The 13,256-nt window shown below is 69.1% G+C and carries 13 protein-coding genes; 10 read left to right on the top strand and 3 right to left on the bottom strand.

All coding sequences use genetic code 11. From position 1 onward, the window contains the following. Positions 1–65: 65 nt before the first annotated feature. From ruvC to ALI144C_RS39925, 8 genes are all read left to right on the top strand, one after another. Positions 66–641, top strand: coding sequence for a crossover junction endodeoxyribonuclease RuvC (gene ruvC, locus ALI144C_RS39960; RefSeq protein WP_076992413.1), 576 nt, complete (start codon positions 66–68; stop codon positions 639–641). Continuing rightward, positions 638–1,231: a Holliday junction branch migration protein RuvA gene (gene ruvA / locus ALI144C_RS39955; protein ID WP_076992412.1), complete on the top strand. Its 594-nt coding sequence runs from the start codon at positions 638–640 to the stop codon at positions 1,229–1,231. Before ruvC ends, ruvA begins: the two co-directional genes overlap by 4 nt. A gap of 9 nt (positions 1,232–1,240) precedes the next feature. Further along, positions 1,241–2,281 (top strand): Holliday junction branch migration DNA helicase RuvB, encoded by a 1,041-nt coding sequence (gene ruvB, locus ALI144C_RS39950; RefSeq protein ID WP_076992411.1) that lies wholly within the window; start codon positions 1,241–1,243, stop codon positions 2,279–2,281. A 114-nt stretch (positions 2,282–2,395) separates the two neighbouring features. Next, positions 2,396–2,806: a preprotein translocase subunit YajC gene (yajC, locus tag ALI144C_RS39945; protein WP_076992410.1), complete on the top strand. Its 411-nt coding sequence runs from the start codon at positions 2,396–2,398 to the stop codon at positions 2,804–2,806. Between the two features lie 149 nt (positions 2,807–2,955). Beyond that, entirely contained in the window at positions 2,956–4,779 is a 1,824-nt protein-coding gene (gene secD / locus ALI144C_RS39940; RefSeq protein WP_076992409.1) for a protein translocase subunit SecD, read from the top strand. A gap of 1 nt (position 4,780) precedes the next feature. Beyond that, the gene (gene secF / locus ALI144C_RS39935) at positions 4,781–6,022 is read left to right on the top strand and encodes a protein translocase subunit SecF (protein WP_076992408.1); all 1,242 of its coding nucleotides are present in this window, start codon (positions 4,781–4,783) and stop codon (positions 6,020–6,022) included. 1 nt (position 6,023) lies between these two features. After that, positions 6,024–6,542 (top strand): adenine phosphoribosyltransferase, encoded by a 519-nt coding sequence (locus tag ALI144C_RS39930; RefSeq protein WP_076992407.1) that lies wholly within the window; start codon positions 6,024–6,026, stop codon positions 6,540–6,542. 111 nt (positions 6,543–6,653) lie between these two features. Next, positions 6,654–8,969 carry a RelA/SpoT family protein gene (locus tag ALI144C_RS39925; RefSeq protein ID WP_076992406.1) on the top strand — a complete coding sequence of 772 codons (2,316 nt, stop codon included), beginning with the start codon at positions 6,654–6,656 and terminating at the stop codon, positions 8,967–8,969. Here ALI144C_RS39925 and ALI144C_RS39920 read toward each other — a convergent pair. After that, positions 8,945–9,619, bottom strand: coding sequence for a helix-turn-helix domain-containing protein (locus ALI144C_RS39920; protein WP_076992405.1), 675 nt, complete (start codon positions 9,617–9,619; stop codon positions 8,945–8,947). The genes ALI144C_RS39925 and ALI144C_RS39920 overlap by 25 nt on opposite strands. Positions 9,620–9,722: 103 nt before the next feature. Then, positions 9,723–10,541, bottom strand: coding sequence for a peptidylprolyl isomerase (locus ALI144C_RS39915; protein WP_076992810.1), 819 nt, complete (start codon positions 10,539–10,541; stop codon positions 9,723–9,725). Between the two features lie 142 nt (positions 10,542–10,683). Here ALI144C_RS39915 and ALI144C_RS39910 point away from each other — a divergent pair, with 142 nt between their 5' ends. Both ALI144C_RS39910 and ALI144C_RS39905 read left to right on the top strand, forming a co-directional pair. Further along, positions 10,684–11,385 (top strand): MBL fold metallo-hydrolase, encoded by a 702-nt coding sequence (locus ALI144C_RS39910; RefSeq protein WP_076992404.1) that lies wholly within the window; start codon positions 10,684–10,686, stop codon positions 11,383–11,385. Next, positions 11,385–12,020 carry a hypothetical protein gene (locus tag ALI144C_RS39905; protein WP_076992403.1) on the top strand — a complete coding sequence of 212 codons (636 nt, stop codon included), beginning with the start codon at positions 11,385–11,387 and terminating at the stop codon, positions 12,018–12,020. Before ALI144C_RS39910 ends, ALI144C_RS39905 begins: the two co-directional genes overlap by 1 nt. On the opposite strand, the gene ALI144C_RS39900 is transcribed toward ALI144C_RS39905, so the two are convergent. Then, positions 11,974–13,251, bottom strand: coding sequence for a YibE/F family protein (locus ALI144C_RS39900; RefSeq protein WP_237774540.1), 1,278 nt, complete (start codon positions 13,249–13,251; stop codon positions 11,974–11,976). The two genes, ALI144C_RS39905 and ALI144C_RS39900, sit on opposite strands and share 47 nt — an antisense overlap. Between the last annotated feature and the right edge of the window lie 5 nt (positions 13,252–13,256).

Genomic DNA, 13,256 nt, shown 5'->3' with positions numbered 1-13,256 from the left:
GTCCTGCGCGTGCCCACGCACACCACCCGTTACGCTCTCGAACAAGCGTTCTTAGGGGTGATGGTGTGCGGGTGCTCGGTGTCGACCCGGGCCTGACCAGGTGCGGTATCGCCGTGGTCGACGGTGGGACCGGTCGCAAGGTCAGTTGCGTGGCGGTGGACACGGTCCGCACGCCCGTCGAGGCCGAGCTGGCGCAGCGGCTGCTGGCGGTCTCCGACGCCGTCGAAGGCTGGCTGGACCTGTACAAACCCGACGTGGTCGCGGTCGAGCGGGTGTTCAGCCAGTACAACGTGCAGACCGCGATGGGCACGGCGCAGGCGGGCGGCGTCGTCGCGGTCGCGGCGGCGCGGCGCGGCCTGAAGGTCGACTTCCACACGCCCAGCGAGGTCAAGGCCGCCGTCACCGGCTCGGGCCGCGCGGACAAGGCGCAGGTGATCGCGATGGTCATGCGTCTGCTCAAACTGCAGGAGAAACCAGGCACGGCGGACGCCGCCGACGCGCTCGCGTTGGCCATCTGCCACATTTGGCGCGCGCCGATGCGCGCGCGGCTCGCCGAGGCCGAGCAGCGCGCCGCCGAACTGGCCAAGGTGCACAAAGCCCGGATAGCCGAAGCCAGGAAAGCAAAAGGAGTAACGCGGTGATCTCGTCGGTACGCGGGCCGGTGCTGTCGGTCGGCCTTGACCACGCCGTGATCGAGGTCGGCGGAGTCGGCTTCGCGGTGCAGGCCGCGCCGTCCTGCCTGGCGACGCTGCGCCGCGGCGAGGAGGCGCAGCTGCACACCGCGCTCATCGTGCGCGAGGACTCGCTGACCCTGTACGGCTTCGCCGACACCGACGCCCGCGACCTGTTCTGGATGCTGCTGACCGTCTCCGGCATCGGGCCCCGGCTCGGCCTGGCCATGCTCGCCGTCCTGGAGCCCGACAAGCTGCGCAGCGCGTTGTCGGAGGGCAACGTCGCGATGCTGACCCAGGTCCCCGGCATCGGCAAGAAGGGCGCCGAGCGGCTGATCATCGAGTTGCGCGACAAGGTCGGCTCGTGGGCGAGTGGCGAGTCGCCCGCCGCGCCGTCGGCCAGTGCCGTGCGCGGCTCGGTGGTCGAGGCCCTCGTCGGTCTCGGGTTCGCGCAGCGCGCCGCCGAGCAGGCCGTGGACGGCGTGCTCGCGGACAATTCCGCCGCCGACACCGCCGCTGTGCTGCGCAAGTCCCTCGCCGTCCTCGGCCGCAAGCGATAGGGGCGCGACGTGCACGACGAGGACGCGCTCTCCCCGTTGGCGGAGCCGGAGGACCGCGACGTCGAAGCGACGCTGCGGCCGAAGCGGCTGAGTGAGTTCGTCGGCCAGGCGCGGGTCCGTGAGCAGTTGGAACTCGTGCTCGAAGGCGCCATGCGGCGTGGCTCCCCGCCTGACCACGTCCTGCTGTCCGGCCCGCCCGGACTCGGCAAGACCAGCCTCTCCATGATCATCGCCGCCGAGCTGGGCAGCGCGATCCGGATCACCTCCGGCCCCGCCCTCGAACGGGCGGGCGACCTCGCCGCGATGCTGTCCAACCTGGTCGAGGGCGACGTGCTGTTCATCGACGAGATCCACCGGATCGCCCGGCCCGCCGAGGAGATGCTGTACCTGGCGATGGAGGACTTCCGGGTGGACGTCGTGGTCGGCAAGGGGCCGGGCGCCACCAGCATCCCGCTCGACATCGCTCCGTTCACCCTGGTCGGCGCCACCACCAGGTCCGGCGTGCTGACCGGCCCGCTGCGCGACCGGTTCGGCTTCACCGGGCACATGGAGTTCTACGAGCCGCACGAGCTCGAGCAGGTCCTCACGCGCTCGGCCACGATTCTCGGCGTCGACCTGCGGCCGGACGGCGCGGTGGAGATCGCGCGCAGGTCACGCGGCACACCTCGGATCGCCAACCGCTTGTTGCGCCGTGTGCGCGACTACGCGGAGGTCCGAGCTAACGGTGCGGTCACAGTTGACGTCGCCCACGCCGCGCTCAAGGTCTACGACGTGGACGAACTCGGCCTGGACCGGCTGGACAGGGCCGTGTTGAACGCGCTGGTCAGGTCGTTCGGCGGCGGACCGGTCGGTATTTCGACTTTGGCTGTTGCCGTGGGGGAGGAGTCAACTACCGTGGAGGAAGTGTGCGAGCCGTACCTGGTACGTGCTGGCATGCTGGCAAGAACTCCTCGTGGCCGAGTGGCGACAGCGACCGCGTGGGCGCACCTCGGGTTGCAAGCCCCGAGCGACGCACCAGGTCAAGCGGCGCCTACGCTGTTCGGTGAGTGACCGCGCGCACAGGCTGGATGCCTGGGCGTAACGCGCTGGTGGCACACTCGGCGGCAGGAAACCAGAACAATCGGGCATTTCCACTCCAACGGGATGTCCACCGAACGGAGAGAAATGAACATCGGGTCACTGCTTCCGTTTCTGCTGATCGCGGTGCTCATCGTGCCCATGGTGCTGATGAGCCGCAAGCAGAAGCGGGCGATGGCACAGCAGCAGGAACTGCAGAACTCGATCGAGGTCGGCGACAAGGTGATGACCACGTCGGGCCTGTACGGCTACGTCGCGAACACCGCCGACGACGCCACGGTCGACATCGAGATCGCCGACGGCGTGGTGACCACCTGGCTGCGTGCCGCGATCCGCGAGAAGGTCAGCGAGGACGTCGTCGACGAGCCGATCCAGGACGACGACGAGACCGTCGCCTCGATCGCGGAGACCAAGGACGACGAGAAGACCGTCGCCTCCGAGACGCCGAAGTCCACCGCCGACGTCGCGCCGCCGCTCGAGCAGACCAAGAAGAGCTGACCGCGTCAAACCAAGCGCTGGGGAAACACCAACCTCATCGCCTTCGCGGTACGCTGCGCCCTCACCCGATCGACATCGGGTGCGGGCGCAGCGTCATGAACAAAGAAAGCCCGCTACCCCACTAGTGACGCATAGAGAGACGGACAGACGTGGCACCATCGGCTGGGCACTTCCGCCCCGTTCGTTATCTCGCCTTCTTCATAGCCATCATCGCCGTCCTCTACGGGCTGGTGTTCGGCACGGGTGACCACAAACCGGTCCCCAAGCTGGGCATCGACCTCAAGGGTGGCACCCGGGTCGTGCTGACCGCGCGAACGCTGGACGGCAACGCGCCGAGCCAGGAATCGCTCAACCAGGCACGGCAGATCATCGAGACGCGCGTCAACGGCCAGGGCATCAACGGTGCCGAGATCGTCCTTGACGGCAACAACATCGTGATCACGGTGCCCGGTGACGGCGGCGAGAAGGCCAAGGAACTCGGCCAGACCGCGACTCTCGGCTTCCGCAAGGTGATCGAGGCGGTCCCCAACACGCCGCAGCAGCCCCCGGCGTCGCAGACGCCGCCGACGAGCGGGACCCAGCCCCCGCCGCCGTCCGGTAGCCAGCCGCCTGCCCCGCCTTCGGGCAGCCAGACCGCGCAGCCACCCGCGTCCGGCAACAACAAGCCGCAGGGCCGCCCCGCGCCCCAGTTGCAGCAGCAGCCGCCCAGCGGCAGCACCACACCCAGCAGCCCGAGCACCCCGCCGCCGAGCTCGCAGCAGCCCGCGCCGCCGTCCGGCAACAACAACTCCGGCTCGGTCAGCCCCGAGGTCGCCGCGCAGATCAAGCAGGCGCGTGACATCCGGCAGAACCCGGCACTGGCCACCCCCGAGGACGGCGGCACCGCGCAGCAGCCCGACACGAACGCGATGCAGACCGCGCTGGCGTCGCTGAACTGCGAGGCCGACGACCCGCTGGTCGGCAACGACGACCCGAACCTCCCGCTGGTCGCCTGCGACCAGGACAAGGCCGAGAAGTACGTGCTCAGCAAGGTCTTCCTCAAGGGCGAGGAGATCAGCGACGCCACCTCCGGCCCGAACTCCCAGGGCGCGGGCTACGTCGTCAACCTGACCTTCGACGGCACGGGCGCGGACATCTGGGCCAAGTTCACCGCCGCCAACGTCGGCAAGCGCGCCGCGTTCGTGCTCGACACCAAGGTCGTCTCGGCGCCCGAGATCAAGGGCCCGATCCCCGGCGGCAACACCGAGATCAGCGGCAACTTCAACCAGCGCTCGGCGACCGCGCTCGCCGACGTGCTGAAGTACGGTTCGCTGCCGCTGTCGTTCCAGTCGTCCGACGCCGAGACGGTGTCCGCGACCCTGGGCCTCGCGTCGCTGCAGGCCGGTCTGATCGCGGGCGCGATCGGCCTCGGCCTCGTGTTCATCTACTGCCTGTTCTACTACCGCCTGCTCGGCGTGCTGACGATCCTGTCGCTGGTGCTGTCGTTCGCGATCGTCTACGCGATCATCGTGCTGTTCGGCCGGGTCATCGGCTACAGCCTCGACCTGGCCGGTGTGGCCGGTCTGATCGTCGCGATCGGGTTCACCGCCGACTCGTTCGTCGTGTTCTTCGAACGACTAAAGGACGAGATGCGGGAAGGCCGAACATTCCGGTCGGCCGTACCACGCGCGTGGGCCCGTGCCCGCCGCACCATCCTGTCCGCCGACGCGGTGCTCTTCCTGTCCGCCGCGGTGCTGTACCTGCTGGCGGTCGGCCAGGTGAAGGGCTTCGCGTTCACCTTGGGCATGTCCACGGTGCTCGACCTGATCGTGGTGTTCCTGGTGACGCACCCGCTCGTCGCGATCGTCTCCAAGTCCAAGCGGCTGTCCAACCCCAAGCTCGTCGGGCTGGGTGCGGCGCACCGCGAGAGTCACGCCGCGGAACGGTCGAAGTCGGCCGCGGGCGGCACCGGTCCCACAGTGAAGGAGGCCTGAGGTGGCCGGCGACGACACGACTCAGCCAGCAACCCCCGCCAAGCAGGCCCCCACCAAGCAGGGGTCGTTCTTCCAGCGCCTCTACACCGGCAACGGCGCGCTGGACATCGTCGGCAAGCGCAAGCGGCTGTACATCTTCTTCTCGGCGCTCGTCCTGGTGTGCCTCGCGTCGATCGTGTTCCGCGGCTTCAACTTCGGGATCGACTTCGAGGGCGGGACCAAGATCCAGCTCGACGCCACCGGCGCCAACGGGACCATCACCACCGAGCAGGTCCAGAAGGTCTACCAGGACACCCTCGGCACACTGCCGGAGTCGACGCAGAGCGTCGGCGTCGGCGGCACCGCGTCCATCCAGATCCGCACCGAAACGCTCAACCAGAACGAGATCTCCCGCCTGAAGGCCGCGCTGACCAGCCAGCTCAAGCCCAACGGCGCGGTCAGCGACAGCGCGGTGAGCGGGACCTGGGGTGGCGAGGTCACCCAGCAGGCCCTGATCGCGTTGGTCGTGTTCCTGGTGCTGGTCACGATCTTCCTCGCGCTGTACTTCGAGCGGCGGATGGCGCTCGCGGCCCTGATCACGCTGTTCCACGACGTGATCGTGACCGCGGGTGTGTACTCGCTCGTCGGGTTCGAGGTCACGCCGGCGACCGCGATCGGTCTGCTGACCATCCTCGGCTTCTCGCTGTACGACACGGTGGTGGTGTTCGACAAGGTCAAGGAGAACACCCGAGGCCTGCTCGGCCTGACGCGCCGCACGTACGGCGAGGCGGCCAACCTCGCGGTCAACCAGACCCTGATGCGGTCGATCAACACCGCGTTGATCGCGTTGCTGCCGGTCATCGGCTTGTTCGTGGTCGGTGCCGTGCTCCTGGGTGTCGGCACGCTGCAGGACCTCGCGTTGGTGCAGATCGCCGGCATGGTCGCCGGTGTGGTGTCGTCGATCGCGTTGGCCACGCCGCTGCTGGTGGACTTCACCATGCGCGACCCGAAGTTCCGGGCCCAGGCCAAGCGCGTGCAGGCCCGCCGGGCCAACATCGCGGCCAAGGCCGCCGGTGCGAGCGGTGCGGCCATCGGCGACAAGCCGGAGTCGTTCGACGAGGAGTCGCTGGCGTCCGAACTGCGCAAGGAGCGTGCGCTCAGCGCGGCCGGTGGTGTGCCGGTCCGCAACCCGAGCGCCGCCGAACAGCGGCGCCGCCAGGGCCAGCCGCAGGGCAAGCGGCCCACCGGGAAGCGCAAGCACTGACATGGAACTGACCGAGGCACTCGCCCTGATCAGGCGAGTGCCCGACTTCCCCGAGCCGGGCGTGGTGTTCCAGGACATCACGCCCGTGCTGGGCACCCCGGCCGCGTTCAAGGCCGTGGTCGACGCGATGGCGAACACCCTGCCCGGCGACGTGGACGCGATCGTGGCGATCGACGCGCGGGGCTTCTTCTTCGGCGCGGCCGTGGCGTACGCACGCGGCCTCGGCGTCGTCCCGGTGCGCAAATCGGGCAAACTGCCCGTGGTCGGCGGCAAGGCGGCGTACTCGCTCGAGTACGGCGCCGCCGAGATCGAGATCCCCGCGGGCATCATCGAGCCCGGCCAGCGGGTCGCGGTCATCGACGACGTGCTGGCCACCGGCGGTACCGCGGCGGCCGCGTGCGAGCTGGTGGAGCTCGCCGAGGTCGAAGTGGCGGGAATCACAGTGTTGTTGGAGATCGGCGCACTGGGCGGTCGGGACCGACTCGCCGGGCGGAAGCTCGACACGCTGCTCACCGTGTGAGGACGGCCGCCTGCCGCGAAACGGCATGGTTACCAGGGCTAACGCGTTACTCTCAATACACGGGTCTCAGTCGGGGCCCGGACGGCTCTGGTGATGTGCGGGAGCGTGTGAGTGAGTCATGACGTGGAGTCCGCGGCGAGCCTGAAGCCGACCTCGGAACAGGCGGCAGTACCCAGGCCACCATCGGCGACCCGTCGTGTCCGCACACGGTTGGCCCGGCGGATCACCGCCCAGCGCGCGGCCCCGGTCAAGCAGGTCCTCGAACCGCTGGCCGCGGTGCACCGCGAGCTGCACCCCAAGGCCGACCTGGGCCTGTTGCAGCAGGCGTACGACGTCGCCGAGGAGAAGCACCGCCACCAGCGCCGCAAGTCCGGCGACCCGTACATCACGCACCCGCTCGCGGTCGCGACGATCCTCGCCGAGCTGGGCATGGACACCACGACACTCGTCGCGGCCCTGCTGCACGACACGGTCGAGGACACCGACTACTCGCTCGAGTTGCTGCGCTCCGACTTCGGCGACGAGGTGGCGCACCTGGTCGACGGCGTGACCAAACTGGACAAGGTCAAGCTGGGCACGGCCGCGGAGGCCGAGACCATCCGCAAGATGATCATCGCGATGGCCAAGGATCCGCGCGTCCTGGTGATCAAGCTGGCCGACCGGCTGCACAACATGCGCACCATGCGGTTCCTGCCGCCGGAGAAGCAGGCCCGCAAGGCCAAGGAGACCCTCGAGGTGCTGGCGCCGCTGGCGCACCGGCTGGGCATGGCCACGGTCAAGTGGGAGCTGGAGGACCTCGCGTTCGCGATCCTGCAGCCCAAGAAGTTCAACGAGATCGTCCGCCTGGTCGCCAACCGCGCCCCGTCCCGCGAGGAGTACCTCAACGCGGTGATCGAGGAGCTGGACAAGCACCTGAGCGACGCGAAGATCAAGTGCACGGTCGAGGGCAGGCAGAAGCGCTACTACTCGATCCACCAGAAGATGATCGTGCGCGGCCGCGACTTCGACGACATCCACGACCTGGTCGGCGTCCGGCTGATGGTCGAGGACGTCCGTGACTGCTACGCGGCGATGGGTGTCGTGCACGCCATGTGGCAGCCGATGCCGGGCCGGTTCAAGGACTACATCGCCCAGCCGCGGTTCGGCGTGTACCAGTCGTTGCACACCACGGTCATCGGCCCGGACGGCAAACCGCTGGAAGTGCAGATCCGCACGCACGACATGCACCACACGGCCGAGTACGGCATCGCGGCGCACTGGCGCTACAAGGAGACCCGCGGCACCCACGACAGCAAGGGCGTCGAGGTCGACGAGATGGCCTGGATGCGCCAACTGCTCGACTGGCAGCGTGAAGCCGCGGACCCGGGTGAGTTCCTCGAGTCGCTGCGCTACCAGTTCTCCACCCGCGAGATCTTCGTGTTCACCCCGAAGGGTGACGTGATCACGCTGCCGGCCGGGTCGACGCCGGTGGACTTCGCCTACGCCGTGCACACCGAGGTCGGTCACCGTTGCATCGGCGCGCGCGTCAACGGCCGCCTGGTGGCGCTGGAGCGCAAGCTGGAGAACGGCGAGGTCGTCGAGATCTTCACCTCGAAGGCCGAGGGCGCCGGACCGTCGCGTGACTGGCTGCAGTTCGCCGCGTCGCCGCGGGCCAGGGCGAAGATCAAGCAGTGGTTCGCCAAGGAACGCCGGGAAGAGGCGATCGAGGCGGGCAAGGACTCGATCGCCAAGGAAGTCCGCCGGGTCGGCCTGCCGATGCAGCGGCTCGTGTCGGTGGACGCGATGACGGCGCTGTCGCGTGAACTGCGCTACCCGGACATCAGCTCGCTGTACGCGGCCGTCGGCGAAGGGCACACCTCCGGGCGGCACGTCGTGCAGCGGCTGGTCGCGTTGCTCGGCGGCGTCGAACACGCGGAGGAGGAGCTCGCCGAACGCGCGACCCCGTCGACCGTCACCCGCCGACGCGCGTCCGGTGACGCCGGTGTGGTCGTCAAGGGCGCCTCGGACGTGTGGGTCAAGCTCGCCCGCTGCTGCACCCCGGTGCCGGGTGACGACATCCTCGGGTTCGTCACGCGCGGCGGCGGTGTGAGCGTGCACCGCACGGACTGCACCAACGCCGACGAGTTGCTGGCCGAGCCCGAGCGGCTGGTCGACGTGGAGTGGGCGCCGTCGGCGTCCTCGGTGTTCCTCGTGGCCATCCAGGTCGAGGCGCTCGACCGGCACCGGCTGCTGTCGGACGTGACCAAGGTGCTGGCTGACGAGCGGGTCAACATCCTGTCCGCGTCGGTGCAGACATCCCGTGACCGGGTCGCGGTGTCGCGGTTCTCGTTCGAGATGGGCGACCCGAAACACCTCGGGCACGTGCTGAAGGCGGTCCGCAGCGTCGAGGGCGTGTACGACGTCTACAGGGTGACGTCGGCTTCCTGAACCAGCGTGGTGAGCGTCGCGCCCGCCAACGCCTTCACGTCGCGGGACAGGTGCGCCTGGTCGGCGTAGCCGCACGCGTACGCGACCTCGGTGAACGGTTTCCCGGCGTAGACGAGTTCCAGCGCGTCGGAGAACCGCATGATCCGGTGCAGGGTCTTGGGTCCGTAGCCGAACGTGGCCAGGCACTTGCGGTGCAGGTGCCGTTCGGTGATGCCCAGGTCCTCGGCGATGTGCCGGACGTCGTGGTCGGTGACGAGCCGCGTGACCAGTGCGGCGAAGTCGTCCGGTTCGGCTGACCGCACCGAGTTCAGCAATGCCTGGCCGGGGTTGCCGCCGTGCACCTCGTCGAGCAGTCGTTGCACGCGGTCATGCGGCCAGAACTCCGCCAACGGCACTCGCGCGTTCGCGATCGCGTGCGCCGGGACACCCAGCAACCCCGGCGCGACCCCAGGCTGGAACCGCACACCGAAGCCGGTTCCGGTGGACTGGGTGACGAACGCTTCGGTGTCCGGGCCGGCTACGAGCAGGTCGGTGCCGTTCCAGATGATGTCCACACACGTGTCCGGGACGACCCGCTGCGCTCCGACCTTCGTACTCGTCCACAAGCAGCGCACGGCGTCGGTCCGAGCAGGCTCGAACTCCCGGTACATACGTCCAGCGTACTGGTCGCCTCTGACACTCCCCGTGCAACCAATGTGGCCTTCGTTGCGAAAAACGCAACGAAGGCCACATTGGTTGCCAAGCGAACGCGGGTCAGGAAACCGTGGCGGTCTCGATGTTCACCGGGTTCTTGGGCGCACCGTCCTGACCTTCGGTGATGCCGCCCGCGGCGATCTTGTCCAGCGTGGTCAGACCGGCCGCGTCGATCGTGCCGAAGACCGTGTAGTTCGGCGGCAGCTGGCTGTCGCCGTAGACCATGAAGAACTGGCTGCCGCTGGTGTTCGGGCCCGCGTTGGCCATCGCCAGCGTGCCCTTCGGGTACGGGATGGTCTCCTGGCCCGCGGCGGGCTTGGGCAGGCTGGCCAGCTCGTCCTTGATCTCGAAGCCGGGGCCGCCGGAGCCCTGCGCGGTCGGGTCACCGCACTGCAACACCTTCAGGCTCGGCGAGCCGACCAGGCGGTGGCAGGTGGTGCCGTCGTAGAACTTGGACTTCACCAGGTGCTCGATCGCCTCGGCCGTGCACGGTGCCTTGGCGCGGTCGATGGTCAGCGGGATGTCGCCCTGGTTGGTCTTGATGGCGACCTTCGCCGTGCCCGCGTTCGGCGTCGGGTCGACGTCCGGCGGCGCGTCGACCGGCTTGGACGCCGGCTTGGCCGGGTTCGACGAGAACTTGCACGGCCCGCTGGTGGTCTTCGCCTCCTGCGGCGTGTCGCTCGGCGGGTTGGCTGTCGAGTTGCTGTCACCGCTGTTCAGCACGACCAAGAGATAGATCAGCCCGACGACCACCACCACGCCACCGACAGTGAGCGCGGTGGCGACTATCCGGCGCTTTTTGGCGCGCTCGGCCCTGCGGGTTATCTGGCGTTCCAGCTTGCGCTTGGCCGCCTCCCGGCGTTGCTGATTCGTCGGCACCTGCACCCTCCCTGGCCCTCACGTCCGCTAGCTCACCTGCTAGCTGGCGCAGTCTATTTGCACCCCCGGTAAGAACTGTGTAGAGGGGACGCCCAGTAGGGTGGCCGTATCCACGCGGTGTGCATACCGAGAGGACGTGCGCGTGCTTGTCGTCGGCTTTCCCACCGGGGCCCTGCAGGCCAACTGCTACTTGATCGCGCCGGGGAAAGGCGAGGCCTGCGTGATCGTCGACCCCGGTCAGGACGCCGCGGAGCCGGTCGCGGCGGCCATCGCCGAACACGGGCTGACGCCGGTCGCCGCCGTGCTGACCCACGGCCACTTCGACCACTGCTTCGCGGTCGCGCCGATCTGCGACGGTGACGACATCCCCGCGTGGATCCACCCGGACGACCGCGCGCTGCTGTCCGACCCGTTGAAGGGGATCAGCGCGGAGTCGGCGGCGTTCTTCGGCGGCAAGCTGGAGATGCGTGAACCGCGGGAGGTGCGCGAGCTCACCGACCAGGCCGTGCTCGACCTCGGCGGGCTGAGCATCACCGTCGACCACACGCCCGGCCACACCCAGGGTTCGGTCACGTTCCGGTGTGACACGCAGGAAGGCGGCCGGTTGCTGTTCGCCGGTGACACGTTGTTCGCCGGGTCGATCGGCCGGACCGACCTGCCGGGCGGTGACATGCGCAAGATGGCGCAGTCGTTGCGCACCAAGATCCTCACCCTGCCCGACGACACCGTCGTACTGCCGGGGCACGGGCCGACCACGACCATCGGCCGGGAGCGCGCGTCCAACCCGTTCCTGGCCGGACTCGACGAGGACTCGACTGTGCCTGGTCCGCTGCGGGGGCTGTGATGGCGACCGAACACCTGCCGCTCGACCTGCTCGACCGGGCCGGTGTGCGCAAGCGCTTCCGGATGGCGATCGTCGCGATCCTGGTCCTCGCCGCCGCGATCGGCGGTGTCGTCGGCCTGATCTTCGACCAGACGGCCGCGTTGGTCACGGCGGCCGCGGTCGCCGTGCCGCTGCTGTTGTTCAGCTGGTCGCAGGCCCGGCGCACGTTGTGGCTGGACGGCACCAAGGTCGTCCTGCGGACGTTCGGCCGCCGCGCGGTCGACCTGTCCAAGGCGGAACGGCTCGAGATGGTCGTGATGGACGTCCGCAGCGTGCGCACCGTCAGCATGCTGGTCGCCGACACGCCCCGCAGCCGTGGCATCAACATGGCTGTCGCGTCCTACTCCGGCACGGGCGGCGCCGAACTGGGCATCATGGCGTTGCGCAAGCTCGCCGACGCGCTGGCGGCCAGTGCGAACTCCGGGTCGCTCGTGATCTCCGAACTGCTGGTGGCCCAGCTCAGGGCGGAGGCACGGGGCGAAGGCCTCGACGGCCGCCCGCTGTACCAGCTGGCCAAGGCCGCCCCGCCGGGCAAACTGGCCGTCCGGCTCAAGCCCGAGGCCGTGACGAAGTTCGTGGCTTCGCTGGAGCAGTAGCCGGTTCGCGGCTGGCCACGAGAGCCGCGGCCAACGTGGTCACGGGCACGCACGCGACGAGCCCGATGCTGCCGACGAGCGTGCGCACGATCTCCTGCGCGATGGACTGCGACCCCAGGATCGTGCCCAGGTCGGCACCGGACACGTACGAGTACAGCAGCACGGGAAGCGCGGCGCCCGCGTAGGCCATCGCGAGCGTGTTCACCGCGGACGACACGTGGTCACGGCCGATGCGTAACCCGGCGGCGTACAGCTCACGCCAACTCAGCAACGGGTTCGCGCGCCGCAACTCCCAGACCACGCTCGCCTGCGTGACGGTCACGTCGTCGAGAACACCGAGCGCGCCGATGACTAACCCGGCGAGCAACAACCCGCGCGTGTCGAGTCCGTGCCCGAGTGATCCGAGCAGCAGCGCGGTGTCCTCATCAAGCCCTGTCAGGTCGGTCAGTGCCGAGAACAACGCGCCCAGCACTCCGATCAGGACCAGGCTGATCATCGTTCCGAGCACGGCCGTCGACGTCCGCGCGGAGAACCCGTGGGTCAGGTACAGCGCGGCGAACATGATCAGCCCGGCGCCCGCGACCGCCACCACCAGCGGGTTCTCACCGGTGAGGATGGCGGGCAGGACGAACAGCAGCAGGACGAGGAAGCTGAGCCCGAGCGCGATCAGCGCGGCGAGGCCCTGGTACCGGCCGAGGACGAGGATGGCCAACGCGAACACGACGGCGAGGACCGCGAGCGGCATGCCGCGCTGGAAGTCCACGACCCGGTACGACTCGCCCTTGGCCGGGTCGTCGCCCGAGTACGCCATCACGATCTTGTCGCCGACGGCGAACCGCGGCGTGCTGGGCTCGTTGGGAGACCGGCTGATGATGTTCTTGCCGGGCGCGGGACCGTCGCTCATCCGGACCGTGACCACCAGGCACGCGGGGTCGGGCGTACCGACCTGCACGCCGCCGTCGCACGACCCGAGTGACGTCGCGACGACCTCGCCGCGTACCGGGTCCTGCTGGCCGCCTGTGGGCTTCGGCGTGTCACCGGTGGGGTAGAGCAGCACGACCCCGATCACGGACGCCAGCGCGAACGGCAGCAGCAACCAGGTCAGCAGCCGCCGGACCTTCGGTGACGCCGGTTGCGCCGGACCGTGCCCATGCCCGTGGCCATGTCCGTGCCCGGTGGGTTTCTCCGGTTCGTCGGTGACGCGGGGGATCGGAACGGTGTCGTCGTGCACGGGGC

The organism is Actinosynnema sp. ALI-1.44, assembly GCF_001984155.1.
Classification (GTDB): Bacteria; Actinomycetota; Actinomycetes; order Mycobacteriales; family Pseudonocardiaceae; genus Kibdelosporangium.
This window is presented reverse-complemented; position numbering and strand designations above follow the sequence as displayed.

Coding starts and splice junctions, on each gene's coding strand:
- ALI144C_RS39905 (WP_076992403.1), top strand. CDS start 11,385: ATGGCGACCGAACACCTGCCGCTCGACCTGCTCGACCGGGCCGGTGTG.
- ALI144C_RS39920 (WP_076992405.1), bottom strand. CDS start 9,619: ATGTACCGGGAGTTCGAGCCTGCTCGGACCGACGCCGTGCGCTGCTTG.
- ALI144C_RS39930 (WP_076992407.1), top strand. CDS start 6,024: ATGGAACTGACCGAGGCACTCGCCCTGATCAGGCGAGTGCCCGACTTC.
- yajC (WP_076992410.1), top strand. CDS start 2,396: ATGAACATCGGGTCACTGCTTCCGTTTCTGCTGATCGCGGTGCTCATC.